17 protein-coding genes and 1 pseudogene are annotated in these 19,791 nt (G+C 65.5%); 8 read left to right on the top strand and 10 right to left on the bottom strand.

Annotated features, from left to right (window positions below; all coding sequences use genetic code 11):
* Positions 1–34: 34 nt before the first annotated feature.
* Positions 35–1,414 (bottom strand): D-serine/D-alanine/glycine transporter, encoded by a 1,380-nt coding sequence (cycA, locus tag HMPREF3113_RS07330; RefSeq protein ID WP_046272893.1) that lies wholly within the window; start codon positions 1,412–1,414, stop codon positions 35–37.
* A gap of 236 nt (positions 1,415–1,650) precedes the next feature.
* Between cycA and HMPREF3113_RS07325 the strand changes: the two genes are divergently transcribed.
* On the top strand, positions 1,651–3,255 hold the full coding sequence (locus HMPREF3113_RS07325) for an EAL domain-containing protein (RefSeq protein WP_046272892.1): 1,605 nt from the start codon (positions 1,651–1,653) through the stop codon (positions 3,253–3,255).
* 9 nt (positions 3,256–3,264) lie between these two features.
* Here HMPREF3113_RS07325 and HMPREF3113_RS07320 read toward each other — a convergent pair whose 3' ends face one another.
* Positions 3,265–4,212 (bottom strand): polysaccharide deacetylase family protein, encoded by a 948-nt coding sequence (locus HMPREF3113_RS07320; protein WP_083298744.1) that lies wholly within the window; start codon positions 4,210–4,212, stop codon positions 3,265–3,267.
* Positions 4,213–4,318: 106 nt separating this feature from the next.
* Positions 4,319–5,521, bottom strand: a complete 1,203-nt coding sequence (locus HMPREF3113_RS07315; protein WP_070471625.1) for an MFS transporter — start codon at positions 5,519–5,521, stop codon at positions 4,319–4,321.
* A 309-nt stretch (positions 5,522–5,830) separates the two neighbouring features.
* Here HMPREF3113_RS07315 and HMPREF3113_RS07310 point away from each other — a divergent pair, with 309 nt between their 5' ends.
* Together HMPREF3113_RS07310 and HMPREF3113_RS07305 are read left to right on the top strand one after the other, a co-directional pair.
* Positions 5,831–6,733, top strand: coding sequence for a LysR family transcriptional regulator (locus tag HMPREF3113_RS07310; RefSeq protein ID WP_070471624.1), 903 nt, complete (start codon positions 5,831–5,833; stop codon positions 6,731–6,733).
* 186 nt (positions 6,734–6,919) lie between these two features.
* Positions 6,920–8,531: pseudogene (locus tag HMPREF3113_RS07305) on the top strand (ABC-F family ATP-binding cassette domain-containing protein).
* A 9-nt stretch (positions 8,532–8,540) separates the two neighbouring features.
* Here HMPREF3113_RS07305 and HMPREF3113_RS07300 read toward each other — a convergent pair.
* The gene (locus HMPREF3113_RS07300; RefSeq protein ID WP_070471623.1) at positions 8,541–9,869 is read right to left on the bottom strand and encodes a GTP-binding protein; all 1,329 of its coding nucleotides are present in this window, start codon (positions 9,867–9,869) and stop codon (positions 8,541–8,543) included.
* A 69-nt stretch (positions 9,870–9,938) separates the two neighbouring features.
* Between HMPREF3113_RS07300 and HMPREF3113_RS07295 the strand changes: the two genes are divergently transcribed.
* Positions 9,939–10,310 (top strand): MerC domain-containing protein, encoded by a 372-nt coding sequence (locus HMPREF3113_RS07295; protein ID WP_070471622.1) that lies wholly within the window; start codon positions 9,939–9,941, stop codon positions 10,308–10,310.
* Positions 10,311–10,324: 14 nt separating this feature from the next.
* Here the strand turns inward: HMPREF3113_RS07295 and HMPREF3113_RS07290 are convergent, their stop codons facing one another.
* Positions 10,325–10,609, bottom strand: a complete 285-nt coding sequence (locus HMPREF3113_RS07290; RefSeq protein ID WP_070426514.1) for a hypothetical protein — start codon at positions 10,607–10,609, stop codon at positions 10,325–10,327.
* Positions 10,610–10,791: 182 nt separating this feature from the next.
* Here HMPREF3113_RS07290 and HMPREF3113_RS07285 point away from each other — a divergent pair, with 182 nt between their 5' ends.
* Entirely contained in the window at positions 10,792–11,211 is a 420-nt protein-coding gene (locus HMPREF3113_RS07285; protein ID WP_070471621.1) for a hypothetical protein, read from the top strand.
* A 148-nt stretch (positions 11,212–11,359) separates the two neighbouring features.
* On the opposite strand, the gene HMPREF3113_RS07280 is transcribed toward HMPREF3113_RS07285, so the two are convergent.
* Positions 11,360–11,845: an REP-associated tyrosine transposase gene (locus HMPREF3113_RS07280; protein ID WP_019185716.1), complete on the bottom strand. Its 486-nt coding sequence runs from the start codon at positions 11,843–11,845 to the stop codon at positions 11,360–11,362.
* A 979-nt stretch (positions 11,846–12,824) separates the two neighbouring features.
* Here HMPREF3113_RS07280 and HMPREF3113_RS07275 point away from each other — a divergent pair.
* Entirely contained in the window at positions 12,825–13,667 is an 843-nt protein-coding gene (locus tag HMPREF3113_RS07275; RefSeq protein ID WP_070471620.1) for a class I SAM-dependent methyltransferase, read from the top strand.
* A gap of 12 nt (positions 13,668–13,679) precedes the next feature.
* On the opposite strand, the gene HMPREF3113_RS18765 is transcribed toward HMPREF3113_RS07275, so the two are convergent.
* Positions 13,680–13,856: a hypothetical protein gene (locus HMPREF3113_RS18765; RefSeq protein ID WP_019185714.1), complete on the bottom strand. Its 177-nt coding sequence runs from the start codon at positions 13,854–13,856 to the stop codon at positions 13,680–13,682.
* 111 nt (positions 13,857–13,967) lie between these two features.
* A complete protein-coding gene (locus HMPREF3113_RS07270) occupies positions 13,968–14,780 on the bottom strand; it encodes an alpha/beta fold hydrolase (protein ID WP_070471619.1) in 813 nt (270 codons plus the stop codon).
* A gap of 638 nt (positions 14,781–15,418) precedes the next feature.
* Here HMPREF3113_RS07270 and HMPREF3113_RS18585 point away from each other — a divergent pair.
* Positions 15,419–16,489 carry a hypothetical protein gene (locus HMPREF3113_RS18585; protein ID WP_139146313.1) on the top strand — a complete coding sequence of 357 codons (1,071 nt, stop codon included), beginning with the start codon at positions 15,419–15,421 and terminating at the stop codon, positions 16,487–16,489.
* 98 nt (positions 16,490–16,587) lie between these two features.
* Here the strand turns inward: HMPREF3113_RS18585 and HMPREF3113_RS07260 are convergent, their stop codons facing one another.
* Both HMPREF3113_RS07260 and HMPREF3113_RS07255 read right to left on the bottom strand, forming a co-directional pair.
* Entirely contained in the window at positions 16,588–17,727 is a 1,140-nt protein-coding gene (locus HMPREF3113_RS07260) for a YncE family protein (RefSeq protein WP_070471617.1), read from the bottom strand.
* A 291-nt stretch (positions 17,728–18,018) separates the two neighbouring features.
* Complete coding sequence (locus tag HMPREF3113_RS07255; RefSeq protein ID WP_070471616.1) at positions 18,019–19,035, bottom strand: hypothetical protein; 1,017 nt, start codon at positions 19,033–19,035, stop codon at positions 18,019–18,021.
* A gap of 328 nt (positions 19,036–19,363) precedes the next feature.
* Between HMPREF3113_RS07255 and HMPREF3113_RS07250 the strand changes: the two genes are divergently transcribed.
* Positions 19,364–19,573, top strand: coding sequence for a hypothetical protein (locus HMPREF3113_RS07250; protein WP_070471615.1), 210 nt, complete (start codon positions 19,364–19,366; stop codon positions 19,571–19,573).
* The last annotated feature ends 218 nt before the right edge of the window (positions 19,574–19,791 follow it).

The following is a 19,791-nucleotide window of genomic DNA, read 5'->3' as shown; positions in this document are numbered from 1 at the left end:
CCGGGCCTGCCGCGCTGGCAGGCCCGGCGCTGACTCAGTGGCGGCGGGCCAGCAGCCGCTTGCCGGCGTAGCCCAGGCCGAGCAGGGCGAACCACAGCGGGCTGATCGCCAGCGCGTACAGCGTGTCCGGCTGCAGGGTCAGCAGCACCAGCACGAAGGCGAAGAAGGCCAGGCACACCCCGCACATCAGCACGCCACCGGGCATCTTGAACGCCGAGGCGGCGTGCAGGTGCGGGCGCTTGCGGCGGTAGACGATGTACGAGCACAGGATCAACGACCACACGAACATGAACAACACCGCGGCCAGCGTGGTGACCAGGGTGAACGCGGTCACCAGGTTCGGGATCAGATAGATCAGCATGGCGCCCAGCAATAGGCACACGCAGGAGAACACCAGCCCCAGCGCCGGCACCGCCGCGCGCGACAGGCGCCGGAACGCGCTCGGTGCGTGCCCCTCTTCGGCCAGGCCATACATCATCCGGCTGGTTGAGAAGATGCCGCTGTTGGCCGACGACGTGGCCGAGGTCAGCACCACGAAGTTGATCAGGCTGGCCGCGGCGGGAATGCCGGCCAGCACGAACAGTTCCACGAAGGGGCTCTTGCCGGGCACCACCTCACGCCATGGGGTGACGGCCATGATCGCGATCAGCGCCAGCACGTAGAACACCAGGATGCGCACCGGGATCGAGTTGATCGCCTTGGGCAGGTTGCGCTCCGGATCAGCGGTTTCGGCCGCGGTGGTACCGACCAGTTCGATGCCGACGAAGGCGAACACCGCGATCTGGAAGCCGGCGAAGAAACCGGCCATGCCCATCGGGAACACGCCACCGTCGTTCCACAGGTTGGAGAACGACGCCACGTGCCCGGAGGGGGCGGTGAATCCCCAGGCGACCAGCCCGAAGCCGGTGATGATCAGCGCGCAGATGGCGATGATCTTGATCAGCGCGAACCAGAATTCCATTTCACCGAACAGCTTCACCGTGACCAGGTTGAGGCTGAGCAGCAGGATCACGCACAGCAGCGCCGGTATCCACGGTGCCAGCTCGGGGAACCAGAACTGCGCATACGCGGCGATGGCGATCACATCGGCGATGGCGGTGATGATCCAGCAGAACCAGTACGTCCACCCGCAGAAGAACCCGGCCCACGGCCCGAGCAGGTCGGTGGAGAAGTCGATGAAGGATTTGTACTGCAGGTTGGAAAGGAGCAGCTCGCCCATCGCGCGCATGACGAAGAACAGCATCGCGCCGATGATCAGGTACACCAGCACGATGGACGGGCCGGCCAGGCTGATGGTCTTGCCCGAGCCCATGAACAGACCGGTGCCGATGGCACCGCCGATGGCGATCAGCTGCAGGTGGCGGTTGGAGAGGCTGCGCCGGAGGTGTTCCGGCGGGACGGCAGGATCGGTCATGGGGCAGCGTCGGCAGGGGCGAAGCGTCCGTACATAGACCTCCGCGAGGCGTTGCGCCAGTCGCCATCGGGCCGTTCGCGGGGGCCGTGGCCGGGCACTGCCCGGGGCGATGATGTGACGGATTCACCTCGCTCCACCGCGCGTGATGCCGGCAGGGCGATGGCGCACCGGCCGGATGGTTCCAATCCCTGCCCGCTGATGGTCATATAGGGCTCCGCCAGGGCATCGAGGTCTGCTTGAACCGCGCCAGGATCATTGCCGCCACCGTAGTGCTTGCCCTGCTCGGCGCCCTGGTGCCGATCGCCACCGTGTTCTATTTCACCTGGAGCCGCGCCAGCGAATCCGAGCAGGTGCGGCTGCAGACCACCGCCGAGCGCACCCTGCAGCGCGCGCACCGCGCCTACGAGACGGCGCTGGCCACCCTGCGCGAGCTCAACCAGAGCACGTTGGCACCGTGCTCGCCCGAGCACCTGCAGCTGATGCGCAGCCTGGTGATACGCACCCACTCGGCCGAACAGGTGGGCTATTTCGAGAACGGCCGGCTGGCCTGCACGTCCTGGGGCCCGATGGACGCGCAGATCATCCAGCGCCCGCCGGCCTATGTCACCGCCGAAGGCGCGGGCATCACCCTGGACGTGCGGCCGCTGGCAGGCACTCCCCAGCAACCGCTGCTGGCCCTGCAACTGGGACGCTACGACATCCTCATGGACCCGGCCCGGCTGGTCGACGTGATCGTCGACCCGAACGTGCGCCTGGCGGTGGCCAGCCCCGATGGGCGCCTGATCGCCCAGCAGGACATCCCCGACGAGGCCTTGCTGCAGCGCCTGCTGCGTGAACCGGCCAGCGGCCTGGAAGGCCAGACGCTGTACGCCAGCGCGCAGGACCAGGAGTGGCTGGCGATCGCCATGGCGCCGCGGACCGATCTGGTTGCCGCGTTCCGCCACCAGATCGGGCAGTTCATCCCGTTGGGCGTGCTCGGCGCGCTGGCGATGATCGGCGGCGTAGTGTGGCTGTCGCGGCGGCGGCTGTCGCTGCGGGGCGAGCTGGCCACGGCGGTGCGCCGGCGTGAGTTCTTCATGCACTACCAGCCCATCATCGAACTGGACACCGGCATCTGCGTGGGCGCCGAATCGCTGGTGCGCTGGCGGCGTGCCGACGGCACGCTGGTGCGTCCGGACCTGTTCATTCCGCTGGCCGAAGAGGCCGGCCTGATCGAAGCGCTGACCGACCAGGTCATCGACCATGTGATCACCGACATGCGCGAGCTGCTGGTGCAGGACCGCACCGCCCACATCGCGATCAACCTGGCCGCCGAGGATGTCAGCAGCGGCCGGGCGCTGAAGGTGCTCTCCAGCAAGCTGCACGGCACCGGCATCCACCCGCAGCAGATCTGGCTGGAGGCCACCGAGCGTGGCTTCATCGACGTCCGCCGCGCCCGCACCAGCCTGGCCAATGCGCGGCGGCTGGGGCACTGCGTGGCGATCGATGATTTCGGTGTCGGTTACTCCAGCCTGCAGTACCTGCAGCAGCTGCCGCTGGATGCGTTGAAGATCGACAAATCCTTCATCGATGCGATCGGCACTGACAGCGCGACCAGCCCGGTCACCTCGCACATCATCGACATGGCCAAGACCCTGGGCCTGTTCACCGTGGCCGAAGGCGTGGAAACCCCGGCGCAGCTGGCCTATCTGCAGGCGCGCCAGGTGGAGTTCGGGCAGGGCTGGCTGTTCTCCAAGGCGCTGGCCCCGGCCGAGTTCATGGCCTTCCACCAGCAGCGCAAGCAGCAGTACGGCCAGGCACCCGAAAACATGCAGAACCCCAACAGCGACACCGTGGCCTGAGCCGGCGCATCATTCCCGCTCGAGCCCGGCCAGCGTCATCACCCATGCCGGCACCGGCGGCTCGCCTGCGTAGAAGGCCTTCGGTTTGTTTTCCGCCATCGCCCAGCGCTGGATCCAGCTGATGCCACCGGCGCCGTTGTAGCCATCGGGATGCTGATAGGCCGGATCCTGCAAGGCGGCCTCCAGCGAGATGAAGCGATAGCCCCGCCGGCGCGTGGCCGCGACCAGCTCCTCCACGCAGTCGGCACTGAGCGCGTTGGCATGGATCAGCCACACCTGCGCCGGCAGCCGGCCCAGCAGCTGCTGGCCCTGCTGCTCGTAGTAGTCCAGTTTCTTGAGCATGTACGGCACGTAGCCACGGCGCAGCTGGCGCAGGCGCGCCTCGCGCGAGACAGGATCGGTGTCGGTATCGCGCACATGATCGTAGGCGAACGCCCAGATCCACTCGCTGTTGTCGACCGTGACCGGTGCAACCCGATACCCGTGCTGCTGCAGGAACTCCCCGAGCGCCGCGCGTTCGTGCGGCGACTGCCCGGCACGCAGGTACGGATGCCGGAACCAGCGCGGCGCCTGCCCGGTCTCGGCCAGCAACGGACGCAGCGTCGCCTCGCCGCGCAGGATGTCCTGCTCGTAGGCGGCCAGCCCGATCGCATGCAGGTCGACATGCCCGTAGGTGTGGTTGCCCAGCTCAACGCCGGCATCGCGCCAGTCGCGCAGCATCTGCACCCGCGCCGGTTGCACCTGCCCGTCCACCTCCAGCTTGACCTCGTTGACGAAGCCCACCACCGGCACGTCGGCCCGCTTCAGGGCCGCGATCAGCTGCGCATGCCGGGCGGCAAGCTCGGGCTCGGCGCGTTCGTCCAGGCGCTGCCAGGGCAGATCGTCGATGGTCAGCGCGATGCGCCGCTCCGGCGCCGCCGCGTGGGCGATGCCGGCCAGGCACAACAGGGCCAGCACAGCACTTCGAAGAACTCCCTTGCGCACCCGCTGCTCCCATCGCGATACCTGGCCCCAGCATAGCGCCGGGCATCACGCTCCATCTTGCCGGGTGCGGCGGCTGGGCTCAGTGCGTGATCGGTGCCCAGGCGCGCGGCTGGCGCAACACCACCATCAACGTGGCCAGCAGCAGTACCAGCAGGACCGCTGGCAGCCAGCGTTCGCCGACGGTTTCCAGCATCACGCCGCCGAGGATGCCCGCCAGCGCGATGGCCAGGTTCCAGCCGGTCACCACGAAGGACTGCGCGATGTCCCCGGCCTCGTCCGCACGGCGCGCCACCGCGGTCTGGAACAGCGTGGGAACGCCACCGAAGGATATGCCCCACACCACTGTCCCGATCACCAGTACCCACGGCGAGCCGGGCCACAGGCCGAACGCCACTGCCGAGAGTGCGAAGGCCACGGTGCTTGCGATCACCAGCGCGCGCAGCCAGCGATCCACCAGCAGTCCGGTGATCCAGATGCCGACCAGCGCGGCCACCCCGAACACCAGCAACAGGCGATCCAGCCACGCCGCCGCGCCGGACAGCGACGCAAACGGCTCGATGTAGGTGTAGAGCACGTTGTGCGCCAACACGTAGAGGAACATCGTCATCAGCGCGGTGCGCATGCCGCGCAGGCGCAGCACGTTGCCCAACGGCTGCTGGGCCGCTGCGCCCGGGGCCGGCAACGACGGCAGCGCCAGCCGCGCCCACACCAGCAGGCCCACGCTGAGCAGCGACATCAACCCGAACGCCCAGCGCCAGCCGATGGTCTGGCCGAGCAGCGTACCGGCGGGGATGCCCAGCGACAGTGCCAGCGGCGTGCCGACCATCGCCACCGCGATCGCCCGGCCCTGCAGCTGCGGCACCACCATGCGGCTGGCGTACCCCGCCACCAGCGACCACAGCAGGCCCGCGCTGATGCCGGCGCAGAAGCGTGCGACCAGCATCAGGCCGTAGTGATGTGTCATCGCGGTGATGGTATTGACCACCACGAAACCGGCGATCGCGGTGAGCAGCAGCGGGCGGCGTGGCCAGCGCCGCGTCAATGCGGTCATCGGCAGTGCGGCAACCAGCGAGCCCAGGGCGTAGATGGTGACCAGCTGCCCGACGAGCGCGCGGCTGACGCCCAGATCGGCGCTCATCGGTGACAGCAGGCCCGCCGGCAATGCCTCGGTGAGGATGGTGATGAAGCCCGCGCAGGCCAGCGCCAGCAGACCACCGAAAGGCAATCGGGTGGCCGCGTTGGGCAGGGGCACGGCGCTGGTATCGACCGCGTGACCGCTCATGGGTGCACCCGGGTGGGGGCCGCATCCAGCGGGCGCGTGGGGTCGCGGAGGTCAGGGAAGGAGGACATGGCGGCGCCGGGAGGTGAGGGAGCGCCACCGTAGGCCGCGAGCGCCTGCCGAAACAGCCGGTTGGCGTTCCGCACATTCCGGACCTGCAGGGCCGCAATCGGTGAAGCGCCCTCCCCGCAAGGTCTTTCACCCCAACCGGCGCCTGGCGCACCGCAGTGTTGCGGGCCGATGGCTGCACCTCCCGCCCCGCAGGCCCTGCCGACGGTTACAGTGCCCGCTTTCCTCCCCATGCCCCCACCCATGTCAGCCTTGGACAACCTCGGCAACCTGCAGACCTTCGTGCAGGTCGCCGACACCCGCAGCTTCGTCGAGACCGGCCGCATGCTCGGCATCTCCGCCTCGGCCGCCGGCAAGACCGTGTCGCGGCTGGAACAGGCACTCGGCGTGCGGCTGTTCCACCGCAGCACCCGCAGCATCACCCTCACCGCCGAGGGAGAGCGCTTCCTGGTCCGATGCCGGCGCATCCTGGATGAGCGTGACGCCGCCCGTGACGAGCTGGTCCAGCAGACCGAGGCACCCACGGGGGTGCTGCGGGTCAGCCTGCCGCTGGTCGGCGACATCTCGCTGCCGCTGCTCACCGAGTTCATGGCGGCTTATCCCGGCATCCGCCTGGAGCTGGATTTCGATGACCGGCTGGTGGATGTGATCGAGGAGGGTTTCGACGCCGTTTTGCGGGTCAGCGAGCCCACCGACTCGCGTCTGAGTGCCCGGCAACTCGGCGTGTTTCCGCGCTACCTGGTGGCCTCGCCGGACTATCTGGCCCGGCGCGGTACGCCACGTGTGCCCGAGGACCTGCTGCACCACGACTGCCTGCACTACCGCTTCCCCAGCAGCGGCAAGCTGGAGCCGTGGCCGCTGCCGCAGATGCCGGGCGCCGCGCCGCTCGCACTGCCGGTCTCGATGGTCAGCAACACCATCGAAGCGCGGCTGGCCTTCGCGCTGGCCGGGCGCGGCATCGCCTATATCCCCGAGCACTCGGTGCGCGAGGCCCTGGCCGACGGCCGCCTGCAACGGGTCATGGCCGACCGCATCCATGCCTGCGGCACCTTCTACCTGCTGTGGCCCTCCGGCCGCCATGTGCTGCCCAAGCTGCGGGTCTTCATCGATTTCATCAGCGCGCGGCTGACCGGCGTGAGCTGCTGAGCAGCTGCTGAGCAGGCCGCGTTCATCGGCCCGCCGCCGCGCGGTTCTATACTGGCCGCGCGGCAGCCAGCCGCCTTTGTTGCCGAGGTAAGCCTACATGCGCCATTGATGCCGCCGTCGTCTGACGGCCCGTCTCCACCCACCTGTTCCGCAGGAGGGGAGTCCTTGGCATCCAATGGAGGTCGCATGACCGCATTCGCTCTCACGCTCGACCGCGTGACGCATACCCTGCCCGACGGCCGGGTCCTGTTTTCCGAACTGTCCGCCGCGTTCGACGGCACCCCGACCGGTCTGGTCGGGCGCAACGGCGTGGGCAAAAGCGTGCTCGCACGCTTGCTCAGCGGCGATCTCGCGCCCACCTCCGGCCGCATCCCGCGCAGTGGGCCGGTGCACCTGCTCACCCAGCACAGCGGCGTACCCGAGGGCCGCATCGCCGACCTGGCCGGGGTCGGTGCGGTGCTCGATGCCCTGCTCCGCATCGAAGCCGGCAGCGTCGATCCCGACGATTTCCAGCTGCGTGGGTGAGCGCTGGGATCTACGCGAGCAGCTGCAGGCACAGTGGCACCTGCTCGGGCTGCCTGCGCTCGATCCCCTGCAGCCGGCAGCGACGCTCAGCGGTGGCCAAGCGATGCAGGTCGCACTGGCCGGTGCGTTCCTGTCCGGTGCCGAGGGGCTGATCCTGGATGAACCCAGCAACCATCTTGATGCCGACCATCGCGAGCGCCTGATCGAGGCGCTGCAGCGCTGGCACGGCGGCCTGATCGTGATCAGCCACGACCGCACACTGCTGCGCCACATGGCGCGCATCGTCGAACTGTCGCCAAGCGGGCTGCGCCAGTACGGCGGCGACTACGATCTCTACGCCGAGCAGAAGCAGGAGGAGCGGCGCAGCGCGGATGCCCAGCTGGCCCTGCGCAAGCGCGAGCGCCGCCAGCAGCAGACCGAGCTGCGCGATCAGCGCGAGAAGATGGCGCATCGGCAGGCGCGCGCTACACGCGATGCACGCACCGCCAACCAGGCACCGATCCTGCTCGGTGGCATGAAGAACCGCAGCGAGCACACTGCCGGCCGCTGGCAGGCACAGCGGAACGAGCGCCGTACCGAACTGGACGCGCGCGTGCGCGAGGCCGCCGGCGAGGTGGAGCAGGACATCGAGATCGCCCTGCTTGCCCCGGTGATCAGCCAGCCGGGCCCCCAGCGCGTGGCCGAGCTCGTCGCCGCCGAACTGCCGTGGGTGCAGGCGCCCTGGAACACGCTGGATCTCACCGTGCAGCGCGGCCAGCGGATCGGGGTGCAGGGCCGCAACGGCAGCGGCAAATCCACGCTGCTGCGGTTGCTGGCCGGCACGTTGGCGCCGGTGTCGGGGCACGTCGAGGTGGCGGCCAGTGTCGCCCTGCTCGATCAGTCGCTGACGATGCTGCCGGGCGATGCCTCGGCGCTGTCACTGCTGCAGCGCGCGCATCCGCTGGCCGACGAAGGTACGCTGCGCACGCAGTTGGCCCTGCTCGGCCTGGATGCCGAGCGCAGCCTGCGGCCGTTGGGCACGCTCAGCGGTGGCGAACGCCTGAAGGCGGCGCTGGCGTCCGTGCTGTACGCGCAGACGCCGCCGCAATTGCTGCTGCTCGACGAACCCGGCAATCACCTCGACCTGCCCTCGCTGACCGCGCTGGAGCAGATGCTCGGTCAGTACACCGGCACGTTGATGATCGTCTCGCACGATGCCGCGCTGCTGGAGGCGGTCGGCTTGAGCCATACCCTGCGCGCATCTGATCAGGGCTGGCAGCTGACGCCGGTGTAGCGCCGGCGGCTACGCGCGCGCCCACGCCGGGAAAGCGTCCGGCAACAACTGCCACAACAGCGGGCCGGCGCGCAGTTCTTCATCGTTGAGCAGGCAGGCATCCAGCTCGGCACGCACCGCGTGCTCGTCCATCGCCACGCCGATCACCGCCAGTTCCTGGCGGCGGTCGCCCCACCACGGATGCCACAGCCTGCGCATCGCCTGGTACTCACCGGCATCGCCGACCTGCTCCACGCTGGGCAGCGGCGCGGTCCAGCACGCCGTCTGTTGGCGGGCCCAGCCGATATCCGTGTAGGGCACGCGCGTGGGTGACAGCTCGGGCACGGTGTTCTCCAAGCCCGCCTCCATGCGCTCGCGCGAGGCGTACCAGACCCCCGCGACCGAGGTCTGCGTGGCCGCACCGACACTGGAGAGCTCGCCCACCCAGTCCATGCGGTTGGCCAGCCAGAAGAAACCCTTACTGCGGATCACACTGCCCAGCCCGGTCTCCAGCAGCCGTGCGAAACGCTGCGGGTGGAACGGCCGGCGCGAGCGGTAGACGAAGCTGGTGATGCCGTACTCCTCGGTCTCGGGCGTGTGCTGGCCACGCAGCGCCTGCATCCAGCCCGGCGCCAACTGCGCTTTGACGAAATCGTAGCGGCCGGTATCAAGCACCTCGTGCAGCGGCACATTGCCCTGCTCGGACAGCACCAGCCGCGCATCGCGGTTCATGGCACGCAGCACGGCGAGCGTGGACTGCAGCGTGTCATCGTCGATCAGATCGCACTTGCTCACCACGATCACGTTGGCGAACTCGATCTGCTCGGCGAGCAGATTCACGACACCGCGGTCGTCGTCCTCACCGGCCTGCTGGCCGCGGTCGGTCAGCCGGTCACTTGAGCCGAAGTCGTGCAGGAACCGCGCGCCATCGACCACCGTCACCAGCGTATCCAGCCGCGCGATGTCGCTGAGGCTGAAGCCATCCTCATCGCGCACCGAGAAGGTTGCCGCGACCGGCATCGGCTCGGCGATCCCGGTCGACTCGATCAGCAGGTAGTCGTAGCGCCCCTCCGCCGCGAGCCGGCGCACCTCCTGCAGCAGGTCATCGCGCAGCGTGCAGCAGATGCAGCCGTTGCTGAACTCCACCAGCGTCTCCTCGGTGCGGCTCAACGCAGCGCCACCCTCGCGCACCAACTGCGCATCGACGTTGATCTCGCTCATGTCGTTGACGATCACCGCGACCCGGCGGCCCTCGCGGTTGCGCAGCAGCTGATTGAGCAGGGTGGTCTTGCCGGCGCCCAGGAAGCCGGACAGCACGGTGACCGGCAGACGCGAATCAAAGGAGGCAGAGGCAGTCATGGCAGAGCAGGTCAGGAAGGGGAATGAAATGTTACTATATAACATTCACTGACCAAGGCCCGACGCCCCATGAAGCGATCCTCTGCCCTGTTGGATGCCGGCGCCATTGCGCTTTCCGGCCTATGCCTGCTGCACTGCCTGGCCCTGCCGCTGCTCGCGGCGATGCTCCCGCTGATGGGCGTGTGGGCCCAGGCCGAGTGGGTGCATGCCCTGTTCGTGGCCATCGCCGTGCCGGTGACCGGCTTCGCGTTGTGGCGCGCCCACCGCCAGCATCGCCTGCCCGTGCTGGCGATGGCCGGCGCGGCGATCGGACTCCTGTTGCTGCTGGCCGGCGCCATGGGATGGCCGAGCCACGACGCCGAGACCCCGATGACCGTGGTCGGCAGCCTGCTGCTGGCCAGCACGCATGTGTGGAATGCCTGGCGGCGGCACCGGCATTGAGCGGACGGCCCGGCTCAGTGCTTGAACATCATCCCGACCAGGAACAGCACCAGCGGCGCCGCACTGAGCACCGCACCGACGATGCCCAGCCACGGCCAGCGCTCCTGACGGACGCGCGAGCCGACCGTGGCGATCAGGCCCACGGCTGCTGAAGCAAGTACGCCGATCGAGACGCCGGTGGTGCTGGCGCCGGCGGTGACCCCGTGGTTGGCGGCGGTGGCGATATGCGCGGCGGCCGCCCCGACGGGAAGGCCGAGGAAGCTGACCAGGCCAAGCAGCGGTAGCCGTTGAGCCGACATGGGTGCGACAGACGATGGGCGCGGCGCTTGCGGAGAATCTGGCGGCACGAGGGGTCTCCTGAGAATCGCGTCACCGTACACCATTGCCTGCCGACGACGGGGCACGGGGCACGGGGCACGCAGACGGCATCTTTTCACGCCGTGTTGGACAATGCTCCCACACCCGCCGCCAAGGATCTGCCATGCGTGTACTGCCCAGCCTGCTCTTCCTGTCGCCGCTGCTGTTGACCGGCTGCGGCAAGGACAACAGCGCCGGCGTGTTCTCCTCCGATCCGATGCTCGGCTGCTATGCCACCCACGCGCGCAAGCCGGCCGAACTCCGCATCGAGCAGCAGAGCGGCCAGTACTACGTGTCCTTCAACCGCGATGAGCAATGGCAGCGCGATGCCACGCCGCTACAGGAATCCAGCCGCGCCGAGATCGCCCAGTTCTTCCGCGACGATGCCGACCAGATCAACAAAGCGCTGGTCCGCCCCGGTGGCGGCTTCGGCATCTTCAAGTTCAACCCAGGCGCCACGCTCAAGGGCAAGGCCAAGGACAGCGACTACATGGCGCTGGTGCTGATCGGCGCCGGCCCGGTGTTTCCGGTGAAGTGCCCATGATGGGCAAGGTTTCCGGATCCCGCCCACCGGGCCACTGATACGGGCGGCAACCGCCCGCCCGCACCGGTGGCCCGGTCCGCGACACCCATCCCCAACATCCCCGCCCGCGGTCGTACACAGGCGGGAACCCCATCCCCATCTCCAACCCTCAGCCTGGCTCCTCCGGCTCGCGGCGACCGCGGTGGATCGAGCTGTACGGCCATTGCGTCGCATCCCTCACGTGCCCGTGCTTGACCGGGTTGTGGTGCACATAGGCCACGTGCCGTTGCAGGTCCTCGGCGTCAACGATCCGGTGCTCGCGGAAGCCGTTGTGCCATAGGGGCCGCAGGCTGCGGTCCCGCCGCAGCTGCAGCCGCGGATCAACCATCGGCAACTGCCGGTCGAAGATCGCCTGGACCTGCGCCCAACGGCGATGACCCTCCTCATCGCCCTCCGGCAATGTCCACACCCCATGCAGATGGTCCGGCAGCACCACGATCGCGTTGATCCGGAACGGCCGCGCCTGCTGCGCCACCCGGAACGCCAGCCGCAGGGTCTGCGCCTGTTCCACCAGCAAGCTGCTGCTGCGATCGCGCAGGTGCGCGCTGAAGAAGTAGGCGGTGCCGGTAGGCCAGAGGAGGTGGTCGTAGGACATGGCTCCAGTGTGGGTGGCCTCACCACGGGTGGCGATCAGCCCACTACACAGGCTATGGTCCTCCACATACGGGAAAGTGGGTCAGAATTGTGTCCACAACACAGTCGTCCAAGTTCCGTCTTTAGCCGCCGGGTTGCTGGCACACACTGCAGGTCTCGTCCCAGGACGAGGGTTCTGGACAGGCCCGCATGTGAACGGGTCCACGGTGGCATCGGTGGCAGCTGGCACTTTGACGCCACGAGGCAAGGAAGAGGAAGTCAAATGACAAGGAAGCGATCTGGAAACGGGCCAGGATTCGTAGTCGTTGCGTTCTTCGCGGTGCTGGTCGGGCTTTGCAGCCGCAAGAGTGAAGACGGACCGCGACAGCTTTCGGAACCGCAGCAGTCAATTGCAGTTTCTCAATTGCCAGTCGCTGCCGAACCCGACCTGGAAGAGCGATATGTTGATGCCGACGCTCTCAACGTTCGTTCGTCACCAAACGGGAAAGTGGTGGGAAAACTCAGACGCTCGGACAGCGTCACGGTGCATGGTCAAGATGCTTCGTGGGTACGCATATCAGCCGACGGGAAGCCGATGAAGTGGGTCTCGTCTGAACGCCTGTGCGCTGCTCCCGGTTGCGCTAGCAAGACGCCCGCGCGCGCCTCTCGCAGCGCAAGGGATGCAGGTCCGGCGCCCAGTGCCTCAAGGACATCATTCTCTTCCGGGAGCGGTTGCCCCTGCTCCTCTTCCAACAACTGCTTTGGGCCGAGGGGAGGTCGATACTGCATAACGTCAGGGGGCAACAAGCGCTATCGATAGCTACCCCGACTGGGCGTCCAAGTCGCCTCTTGACCCGACCTGGTTGGCGGCCCACTGAAGGTTGATGTGGCACCGGAATGCAAGGCGGACGTCCAGTCAGGCGGCGTCTCCACCTTCTCAGGTACGATGCCCACCCCTGACTGACATACCGCCTGGCGCCTGCGCCGCGGCCTGAGATCCCGTGCCCCATTACACCGGCCCCCTGCTGACCCGCCCGCTCGCCGAGAGCCTGACCCGCGCCCGCGATGCCGGCACCGGGGAATGGACCGGCTCGCTCGACCTCGGCCGCTCCACCGGCACCGCCACGCTGGCGGCCGACCACTGGCAGTGGAAGGGTGAGACCTACGCCTATCCCGGCAAGACCAAGGACCGCACCCTGTATTACTGGGACGGCGAAGAATTCCTGGCGATCTCGCGCTTCGGCTCGGCGCTGATCAAGCTGGTGCCGACCGACTGGGACGCGCCGACCTTCGAGATCGACGGCATCAAGATGCTACCCAGCGCACAGGTCTCCCCGTTCGAGGATGCCCGCCGCAAGGTCGCGCTGATCGCGCCGGCTGGCAAGACGGTGCTGGATACCTGCGGCGGCCTGGGCTACTTCGCGGCGTGCTGCCTGGAAGGTGGGGTCACCCGCATCCGCTCGTTCGAGAAGAATCCGGATGTGCTGTGGCTGCGCACGCTCAATCCGTGGTCGCCCGATCCGGACGCGGACAGCAGCGGCGGTCGGCTGGCGCTGAGCCAGGGTGACGTGTCGCAGGAAATCGAAGGGCTGGAGACCGCCTCGGTCGACGCGATTCTGCACGATCCGCCGCGTTTCGGCATCGCCGGCGAACTGTATTCACAGGTGTTCTACGACCAGCTCGCGCGCGTCATCCGCAAGGGCGGCCGGATGTTCCATTACACCGGCGCGCCGAACAAATTGACCAGCGGCCGCGATGTGCCGCGCGAGGTCGCCAAGCGGCTCGAAAAGGCAGGCTTCAAGGCCGAGCTGGCAATGGATGGGGTGCTCGCGGTCAAGCGCTGAGCAAGGGGCTGGTCAACTGCCGCGTGGCAGTTTGGCCGCCCACATGTTGTCGACCAGATTGGGATAACGTCGCCCGTTTTCCTCGGCACGCTGACGTGCCGCATCCTTCTGCGCCTCGGAGAGCGGCTGCGATTTCTTCTTCCCGTTGGGACTGGGCTTCTTCCAGGGCGGTGTCTGGGACTGGCGCATGGGTGGTCTCGTGTGGCGTATCGCTGCACTTTCGCTTGGCCGATACAGCGTACAAGAACGCCCGACACGTCATCGCAACGTGCCGGGCGCGATCTGCGAACGAGCTGCGACTTACTTCTTCAGGAAGTCCAACAATGCCTTGTTGAACGCATCGGCATGGCTGGCATTGCAGCCGTGCGGCGCGTCCTTCAGCACCACCACCTCACTGCCCGCGATGGCCGCATGGGTGCGCTTGCCCGAGCCCTCGAACGGGACCGTGCCATCGCTGTCGCCGTGCAGCACCAGGGTCGGCACCGTGACCTTCTTGAGGTCGCCGCGGAAATCGGTCGTGCCGAAGGCCTTCATGCAGCCCAGCGCGGCGGTCTGGTCGGACTGCAGGCAGAGCTTGATGGCGGCCTGGCGCTCTTCCTCGCTGACCTTGAGCTCGCCGTTGGCGCTGAAGAAATCCTTGGTGAAGCCATCGAAGAACGTGTCGCGGTCCTTCTCCAGGCCTTCGCGCATTTCATCGGCCTTTTCCTGGGTCAGCGGGCCCTCGGGGTTGTCGCTGGTCTTGAGCATGTAGGGCGGCACCGCCGAGGCGAACACCACGCTGTGCAGGCGCGACTCGCCGTGCTTGGCGACATAGCGCGCCACTTCACCACCGCCCATGGAGAAGCCGACCAGGGTGGCGTCCTTCAGATCCAGATCCTCGAGCACACCGGCCAGATCATCGGCGAGCGTGTCGTACTCGTAGCCGTCGGCCGGCTTGTCCGAACGCCCGAAGCCACGGCGGTCGTAGGCCACCACGCGGTAGCCCGCCTCGCGCAGCGCGGGGAGCTGCGCCTTCCACGATTCGGCCGACAGCGGCCAGCCGTGGATCAGCACTACCGGGCGGCCGGTACCACCGGAATCTTCAACGTGCAGGCGAACGCGGGAAGCAGCCATGGGAACTCCTTGGAGCGATGGGGAATGAAGTTCGATCCTAGGGAGCGGGGGTTGGGTGAGCCGTGAAAGAAATCGCGGTATTGCTGACGTGACGTGCACGGGGCTGACTGACATCCGCCGATGGGTTCAGCGAAACGACGACGGGATGACGCGGCGCGATCTCAGCTTCTGAGACGGCGCCCGACGATAGTTGCCATGGGGCATCGTCGACGCTGGGAACCGGTACATGGACTGTCATGAGATCACGCCGGAGGCTGCCAGCTGCACAACGGCGAGGCCCCCCAGCGCTGCCTGCTGCGGGTTGGCCATAACCCTGTTGCTGCATGGCCTTGGCGCGCACCAGGCATCGCGTGCGGCATTGACTGCTGCACTACGACGGCTACCGTTGACAGAGCGTTGTGCCGGCTGCGCGTTGTTGCGTTGGAATGAGGTCTCGTAGAAGTCGACCATGCCCACCCGGGCACGGTGCCTCTCAGCGCTTATGCTCGGGAATCGCCAGCAACGGCCAAGAGGACCGCCGGGATTGAGCGCGCCAAGTACGACCTGAATTCGATAGATCTCATTTTTTGATGTTGTTTGACGCCAGACATCTGGATTCCATTTAGATTTTCTTCAATCCAGAAAAGGGAAATACTTAGATGCAAGGATCACAGCTTCCGCCTCCCCCGAAGGTCGGGACATGGAGAGAAGATTCAAAGCTGATCGCCAGATGGATCGAGCGTCATCCGATCATTCTCGGCGCCTTGGCCTTCCTGCTTCCCAGCACAGGTCTCTATCATTTTGCGACAATCGGCCGTGTGCCATTGGAGATAGCTTCATCGGACATCATTGCAGCGCTTCCACTGTTGCTCGGGCGCATCACGTTCATCGTAGTCGTACTATCTGCACTACCGATACTCCCTGCACTATTGATGTTCGAAGGTGCAGTGCGCGAGCCGGATGGTCGCGTGCGCGTGCTTCCAAGTGCGCGTCGAGCGAGACGTAGAAAGGTGCGTCAATGGCTCCTCGCCCTGGCGATTCCCGGATTCATGATCGCCGGTGCACTCATCGGCACTGTGAGCTTCGGATTGCCCGATACATGGGTCATCCCATTGGCCATCGCCATCTCAAGTTCCACCTTCGCCTTTACAATCCACCGTATCAGACGAACGCCAAGCAAGGACACGATGGCAATTGATTCCATCGCGCTTTACATGGCAGCGGGCGTGGCTCAGATGATGGTCGCGTTGATCACGATGCAGCTCAGCCTTCGTTTCGTTAGTGACTCCATGAATCAATGGATCGTATTTGGAATTTTGATTGTTGCAACAATATTAGTTGCCATTCTTCAAGTGCTGCTTATAAGGATAATTGAATTGACAAGCAGTCATGCCGGCTTCGTCAAACAGGCTTTTTTTGGAGCTCTGGTGGCCATATCGATCGCCTTCACCTTCCCACCTAGTGGAGCGGCGCTGACCGCAGCGGTACTGCGCGACAGCGCATCCGGCGGCAATCGATGTGTCACGCTGGAGCTGACACGCGACGCCGCCGATTTCGCCAAGTTGATTGCCCCGAGCGGGGTCGATGAAGCAAAAACTGTAGGCCTAAGCCTTCTTTCCAACCTGGGAGGCACCTACTTGGCACGCAAACACGGTAGCCCGGACGATACGGTCCACCGAATTCCGATTGCGAAAGTAACCGGAATGAAAGCCTGCCCGGAAGACGGATGAAGAATGGCATTGCGTTAGGCTATTAATGCCTTTGCTGGTAAGAGCACGTGCGCGCCGACCACCATTGAGATGGTCGGCGCGCCTGAGACTTGACGGACTTACAGCGCAATCCGAGCAACTGACTCTTCGCTGCCCTTCGGCTCGCTGTCACCGTTCTTGACGGTCACGTACAGCACGTTCTTCTTGGCATCCAGTGCCAGGCTGTTCGGGTGCGTCGGCACCGCGTACGTGGCCACCTGCTTGTAGGTGTCGCTGTTGTACGCCGTCACCGTGCCGCCATCGCGATTGGTAACGTACAGACGCTTGCGCGGTGCATCCAGCAGGATGCCCAGCGGACCGGCGTCGGTCGGGATGCTGGCCAGCTCCTTGCCGGTGGTACGGTCCAGCACCAGTACGCGCTGACCCGGATGCTTCGATTCGAAGCCCGAGCTGCTGGCCTGATACTTGCGGATCATCTCCGAGCCCTGGTCGGTCACGAACAGGCGCTTGCCGGCCGGATCCAGCGCGATGTTCATCGGCTGCTCGGCACTGACCTTGAAGCGCTGCTCGACCTTGCCGCTGTCGGTGCCGATGGTGACGACCTCCGCCAGCAGATTGGAGGTGTACACGCGCTTGGCCTTGGCATCCAGCGCCAGACCCGGCGCCTTGGCGTTGCCCAGGCCCGGAATGGTGTTGATGACCTTCAGCGACTGCGTATCCACCACGAACAGGACGCTGCCCTCACCCGAGTGACCGGTGACGTACAGGCGGCTGTTGGCGCCATCAACGACCAGCTCGCGCAGATCGTGGGTGTAGGCCGCCTTGCCATCCTTGCCGACCTTCTTTTCCATCAGCTGCACGATGCCGACCGATTTATTGGTGGCAGTGTCGACCACGGTGACCGAGGTATCGACCGTGTTACCGACGTACAGGCGGTTGTTGGCGTCATCCAGCACCACGCCGAAGGCCTTGCGCTCCAGCGAGATGGCGGTTTCGACGGCCAGGGTTTCCGGGTTCAGGCGCAGGACCTGGGACGGACCGGCGGCATCGCCGAAGCCGCCCGAGGAGGCGACGAACACAGCGTTCTGCTTGGGGCTGAAGGCCAGCTCATAAAGGCCCTGGGCGACGGCTTTTCGCTGGACAGCGGTGGTGCTGGCGGATGCGGTGGTCTGGTCAGCGGCGAACGCGGACGGCGCGCCAAGGCTCAGGGAGATGGCGAAGGCCATAGCGGCCGAGCGGATTACGGAATTGCGGTACATGCGAGCTTCCTTGAAGGGGCACGGGAGGGTGTCCTGGCTCGCTGGGCCGTACGTGTGACGGCCGGCCCCGCATCTGTCTGCGCTGGGTGGGCTGGCTGGGTTTGCGCGGCAATGGTAGCAGGATAGGCTTAGGCTATGACCTGCGCCGTGCCTCGCAGTATGTACAGGCACGCGATACAGCTGCGTACCTGTACATGGAAAGCCGCTGCATCGAACTGATGCTGCTTGCAGGTGCAGAGCGGCACAGGTGCTGGAGGCCTACCCAGCGGCCTGGGCCAACGTTTCTCATTCCTACTCAGTTGGCAAATCTGCGGACAACTGGACATTGTCCTTACCCACCCTGTAGCGGATCAAATCTATCCGCAACGCCGACAGTGCCTCCGGCAGCCCCTGGAACAACGGACCGTCTGCAGGCAACACAAGCACGCGTCTGCATTCATGATGGCCATGCACCATCAATTGCCCGATCCCGCCATACACGCAGCTACGATCCGTCGAGGTCTTCACCTCATAAACTTCCTCAAGAGCTTGGTCCTCAATCACGCCAAGGTCGATGAGCACGTTCTTGACGATGCGCTGCCCACCGATCAGCCCCTGCTCGTCGCGCCATGCTTTGAGCGCATCGACTACTTCACCGTGACGGGAAACGTAATCAATGACGCTGGCACGGTGTCCTGTGACATGGCCATGGGGCTCTTTGTAGTAATCACGGAACTTCTGCAGCTTGGCCTGGAACTCCGGCTCGTCTATGGCGCCATTTCGTACAGCTTCTTTGAAGGCCGCTACCTTTTCAACGTAGCTCAGCACAACCTTGCTGGTACTTGGATCCTCAATAGGACCAACCAGAACGCCTTCGCGATGCTTTCCTTCAGCATCGAGCACCGTTTCCAGCTTCAAATCACTCCAAGCCAGGAAAGCCTCCTTTCCGACCCCAGCCCTGCCCCCGCCAATGCGGGCGGAATGGAATAGATAGATGGACCCAGTGTCCGAGTGCTTGGCGAAGAATCCGCCGATCCGATCGTTTCGACCCGCGGGTACAGTATTGATCTCAACAGTGATGTTGACCCCGTCGTTTTCGGACCAAAGCCCGAACCAATGAAGGTGGCGGTCGGCGGAAGGATCGTCCCTGCTGGTCTTTCCCGCCCAGAACCAGTACTCCCCGAACGTGCTCAATGTCTCGCCTGGCCGACTGCCCCCAGGGTAACCGATCGTGCGCTGTGCGCTGCCGGTTGCCTGCTTCTTCAGCGTTGCTTCCAGAACTTTCCTCGCAGCGCCGATATCCCTGCGCGCCTCCAGCATGATGAACATCAACTCTCCCTGTTGGTTGAACTACGATCAGCTCTGACGGCACTACATGTCGTGAATGCCAGGCTCGAGATTGTATCAGCGCTCATGCAATCCGCACGGGCATTGTGGCAGTTGGAACGGAAACAATTTTCTTCAAACTTCCCCTAAAGTTCCGGCACCGACCGCCGCTAAAGCTCGAGCCCCTATAGTATGGGGAGCCGCACTACCCAAGGAGGGGCGATACGACGCAGCAAAGCAACCTGTTGAACATGGACCGGCGAAGCCCGGGTGCCTTTTTGGCGTTGTCATCGCCGACGCAATCGAATGTGCGTCGCGACAGGAGTTCCGAATGAAATATCTAATTGGTCTGTACACCCTGCTCATTGTTCCATTCTGCGTGTACGGCTATTTCTGGGGCGAGTACGCCTATAAGGGCTTCGCCTACAACCTTGGGCGCGCCTTCATCTGGCCAGCCATCGTGTTTCCCGTGATCGGCCAGATACTCGGCATCATGGTGTTGTTGGGTTTGATTTACTTCCTGACAATGCGGAGGTCCTGAGCCATGAACATACGAGTGTTCACGATGATTGCGCTGACCTGTGCCACCGCCATCGCTGGCTCAGGCTGCAGCAGCGAAGTTGACAAGATCCGGATCGAATTCATCGACAGCTGCAAGCAGGGCGGCGCAACCACCGCAGTATGCAAATGTGCGTTTGATCATCTCAAGAGACACTATGGCGAGGATGGGTAATCCCCCCGCTTTTAACCGTCAGCAAA

This window comes from Stenotrophomonas sp. HMSC10F06 (genome assembly GCF_001807865.1).
In the GTDB taxonomy this organism is placed as follows: Bacteria; Pseudomonadota; Gammaproteobacteria; order Xanthomonadales; family Xanthomonadaceae; genus Stenotrophomonas; species Stenotrophomonas bentonitica_A.
The sequence above is the reverse complement of the archived record's forward strand: the minus strand, read 5'-3'. Positions and strand labels throughout refer to the sequence as shown.